Origin of the sequence: Sphaerochaeta sp. (genome assembly GCF_050178175.1) — a bacterium.
GTDB lineage: Bacteria > Spirochaetota > Spirochaetia > Sphaerochaetales > Sphaerochaetaceae > Sphaerochaeta.
This window is the reverse complement of record NZ_JBFXGH010000151.1, coordinates 1-4,329: the sequence shown is the minus strand read 5'-3', so window position 1 is coordinate 4,329 and position 4,329 is coordinate 1. Positions and strand designations below refer to the sequence as shown.

Genomic DNA, 4,329 nt, shown 5'->3' with positions numbered 1-4,329 from the left:
TGGCCTCTGCCATCGCAAGCAGGGCATCCATCATGGACCCGTAGCCTGGATAGTCCTGAAGGATTATGACATTCTCTGGGGTATTCTCTTCATCACTGAGCAGCTTATCGACGGTGAGTTTCTCACAGCCAAGCCCCACCACCATGATTTCCCCCCCGAAGTTGGGATTCTTGATGGTGTTCCTGATCGATCGGATAGGAATGACTGCATCGGGTGCGTTGATCGCAACCCCACACCCGTAGGCGTGGTTTATGGCAACCACTCCATCAACATTTGGATACTGAGGAAGCAATTCAGCCTGAATTCGTTTCACCAATTGGTCCACCACCCCACTGACACACTGTACCGTGGTGGTGATGGCAAGGATGTTACGCGTCCCGGCATACCCCCCATTTGGATTCGCATATCCCTCGAAAGTGGTGCGTTTCGGTTGGGGAAGTACTACTTCTTCTGGCTCTTTGAAAGAAAGCGCATCCAGAGATGGCTGAAGTGGTAACTCAAGGGAGTTTTCGTTAATCCAAGCACCCTTCTTCACCCCTTCAAGCAAATAGCCAAGCACCACACCATAGCGGATGACCTCATCCCCTTTCTGCATATCCCGCAGGGCCACCTTATGTCCCTGGGGAATGTCAGAGAGGAGCGTGATACCATCAACCACATCACCCTTGCGGGAGGCTTCAGTGATAATGGCAACAGTATCCCTTGGATCGATCTTCAGGAGCAATGCATTCATTTCTTTGCCTTCCTCGCCAGTCTCTTTGTCTTCCACTCATCATAGAAAGCATATGCCAAGGAGATTACGATCAGGACCCAGATGACGTTCCCGATCGGGCGGGAGAAGAATGTCATCAAGTCCCCTCCAGAGCCCTTGATTGAATCAACAAAGTACTTCTCAAGGTCACTACCAAGAATGAAGCCGATGAGGAATGAGGGAATACTGTACTTGAACTTTGCAAAGACATACCCAACCACACCAAAGAAGAGCATCGCCCATACATCAAACATATTTCCGTTCTGGGTCGCGTAGCTGCCGACCGTACAGAGCAGGATAATGACAGGATAGATTCTCGCCTTCGGGAAGTTGATGATCTTCACGATATACTTGATCGGATAGAACATCACAATGTACATGAAGATGTTTGCAATACCCATGGCAACCAGGATTGTTTTCCAGATATCAGGGTTGTTGGTGATGAACAGTGGTCCAACCTGGATTCCCTGGAGCATGAAGGCCCCAATAAGTACCGCAGTGGTACTGTCTCCGGGAATACCAAGTGAGAGCAAGGGAATCAAGGCACCACCGGTCAAGCCGTTGTTGGCCCCTTCACTTGCCACCAAGCCGTCAATATAGCCGGTACCGAACTTCTCTGGATGCTTGCTCATACTCTTCGCCTGTGAATAGGAGAGCAAGGAAGCTGCTGAGCCTCCAACACCGGGAAGAACCCCGACAAAGGTCCCGATAAGACCACTACGTAGCAAATTGAAGCCCTGTCCCTTGAAATCCTTGAAAGAGAACGTACGGGTTTCATGGTTCAAATCGATGTCCTGATGTTCTTCCTTGATACCGGTCTCAGCCTCCTGGAAAATCTGTACCAAGGCAAAAAGACCAATCAGTACAGGCAGAAGCTGGAAGCCCATGCGGAGATCAACCTGGAACAACTTAGGCACCATGCGCATCGTATTGTTGTCAGCAAACTGCCCAATGAGAGAGATCAATACACCGGCAAACCCGGCAAAGATCCCCTTGATCATGCTTCCCTTGCTCAAGGCAGCAATGATGGTAAGGGCAAATACAATGATGAGGAACTTCTCTATAGCAGAGAAGTTGATCGCCACGCGTGCAAGTGGCGGGGTAAAGAACCAGAGGCTGGCAAGACTGATAAACCCACCAACCAGACTTGCGGTGATACCAATCCTGAGTGCCCTGAGTCCCTCTCCACGCTTTGCCATGGGAAATCCATCAAATCCAGTACAGATGGAAGAAGGAGTCCCTGGGATATTCAACAGGATAGCAGGGATCAATCCACCAGAGATACCGCCAACATAGAGTCCCAACAAGAGGAACAAACTGGTGGTAAGATTATAAGCATAAGTAAGGGGAAGGAAGATGGCAATCGCCATCGTTGCTGTCATGCCGGGAAGGGAGCCAAATACAACACCGATTACTACGCCCAAAAGAGACATCACAATCTGTAGCGGTCCGAATGCAAAAATTTCCATTATGTACCTCCTCTGTTACGGCAGGGTAATCTTGAAGACCTGGCCGAAAAAGAACCAGATTAGCAGCGAGGATACGACTGCAATAATCAGGGAGATCAGCAAGGACCTGAAGTCATGGTTCGACCAGAATTTCTTGGTCTTGAAGGCAACGGGAATGGAGGATAGCTGATGAATCCCTACAAACAATACATTGAACAAGAAGATAAATATAATCGATGCAGGAAGAAACCCGAGCAGTTCCATAGAGGGGATATATAGGACAAGAAGGATCAAGGTTCCCGGAAGTCGTACCTTATCCCAATCCTTCTCAAAGAAATGATAGTTCTTGAAATTGAAGAACGGCGTTCCCTGTCTTTTGCACTTCAATGCACGCTGGATCAGCATGATGATGGCAAGGAAGGCCAAGATTCCCATGATGATCGGAGGGAAGATCCAGTGGGACGTTGAAAGTTTGTAATCAATATGCGGCATAGGTTTCTCCTCATAGACTGACTGCAGGGCATAGGTCCTGCAGTCAGTATACCATTAGGAATCAAAAGTATTACAGAACCAGATCATCCAAGGACGGAGCTCTGTCGATCAGACCCTGGAGGCTGTCACGCTTATCATAGATGAATGCTTTGCTCTCTTCGGCATTGAGGTACTTACCAGGACGGAAGTTCATCTTGCCCAGGTCAGCCTTCAAGCCAGGATCAGCATTGACATTCTTCATGGCAGCATCAAGCTCAGCCAACAACTCAGCAGGGAAATCCTTCGGCAAGTAAATCAGGAAGTCTTTTGCGAAACGGAATTCTTTTCCGTCAAGGGTGATGCCAAGATCAGCATAACTGGCCTCATCAACTCCCTCGATGTTGTCCAGAAGACCCACATACTTCATGGCGAGCTTAGGATCATCAGTCTGGGTGTATTGCAGAAGACTGGTGTAGTCGGCGAAGATGATGTCAGCATTTCCGTCCCAGAGCATCTGGAGCTTGTCACCGGTTGATCCACCAATTACTACGCGGATTCTATCAGCAATGTCAGCACCATAGGTATCCATGACCCACTGCCAGTATACAATGAACCCAACGTGGGAGACGCCACCAGCTTCACAAGCCATGCGCACTACTGCATCAGGATTCTGCTTCAGGTATTCAGGCACCTCAGCAAGACTGTCATAGGGAGCCTCAACCTTTGCACCCCAAGCACTGCCAGGGTTCTGTGCAATACGAGGACCAACGGTCATATTCTCAAGGCTGTACATCTCGTCATATGCCCCAAAGGAGATGCCAAGATAGGTCATGTCATGGAACATCATGATGGTGTTCCCATCGGGTTTGACGGTCTGCATGGCATCCAGTGCAACAGCAGCACCTACAGCATCAACTTTCAGGTTTGCACCAAGTTCCTTGCCAAGATAGCGGCTGACGGTCTCAGCGATCAAATAGGAATCACCACCGGTTGAGGTGGAACCAATAACAACACGAACATTCTTCCCTTCAAAAGTGGGAACAGCTTCCTCACCGGCACCTGCTGCGAACAGTGCACCACCGGCTAACATCAAACAGAGCGAGAGAAGCAATAGTTTCTTCATACGATACTCTCCTTTCTAAACTAGGCATCCCCGGATGAGGATTTCAATATGAGGATCCCTGTAACAGGTCCAAATCCCTAACAGATGAACAGCGACCGCTTCCAGGCAAGGCAATATGCTCCCGGATATAACGCCCTATCCATATCAATAGACTAAGCGCGGATTTTCCATATGTCAACGAAAAAATGATATTTTTCAAAAACTTTTTGATTTTTCTATAATAATGTATGAAATAATCAACTAACTTGTGTAAAGAATATACAGCCATTGTATAGGTACGAGTATATCAGTAAAATATAACCTAATCGCATTTTTGTATTTGTAATACAACAAATTATATATACCTATTCCCAAGTTTTCACTGATGAGTACCCTTTGCATTCATTGTCTCAAATTCATAAACCACGAGGATATGTACTAAATTATGTATAATGGCATTAGAATTTTATACAGCTACTCATAACGTACACATACTATAAAATCATTCCCCAAATCGGAATCGAGATCAGGGACAGGAACGTGCTGACAATGACCAG

4 protein-coding genes are annotated in these 4,329 nt (G+C 47.4%); all 4 read right to left on the bottom strand.

Going from position 1 to position 4,329, the window contains the following annotated elements; all coding sequences use genetic code 11:
• On the bottom strand, positions 1–733 hold a 733-nt coding region (locus tag AB7S66_RS11535; RefSeq protein WP_428520153.1), incomplete at its 3' end, for a UxaA family hydrolase.
• Positions 730–2,220, bottom strand: a complete 1,491-nt coding sequence (locus tag AB7S66_RS11530; RefSeq protein ID WP_428520151.1) for a tripartite tricarboxylate transporter permease — start codon at positions 2,218–2,220, stop codon at positions 730–732. The genes AB7S66_RS11530 and AB7S66_RS11535, both read right to left, overlap by 4 nt.
• Before the next feature lie 15 nt (positions 2,221–2,235).
• Entirely contained in the window at positions 2,236–2,691 is a 456-nt protein-coding gene (locus tag AB7S66_RS11525) for a tripartite tricarboxylate transporter TctB family protein (protein ID WP_428520149.1), read from the bottom strand.
• A gap of 70 nt (positions 2,692–2,761) precedes the next feature.
• The gene (locus AB7S66_RS11520; protein WP_428520147.1) at positions 2,762–3,793 is read right to left on the bottom strand and encodes a hypothetical protein; all 1,032 of its coding nucleotides are present in this window, start codon (positions 3,791–3,793) and stop codon (positions 2,762–2,764) included.
• Between the last annotated feature and the right edge of the window lie 536 nt (positions 3,794–4,329).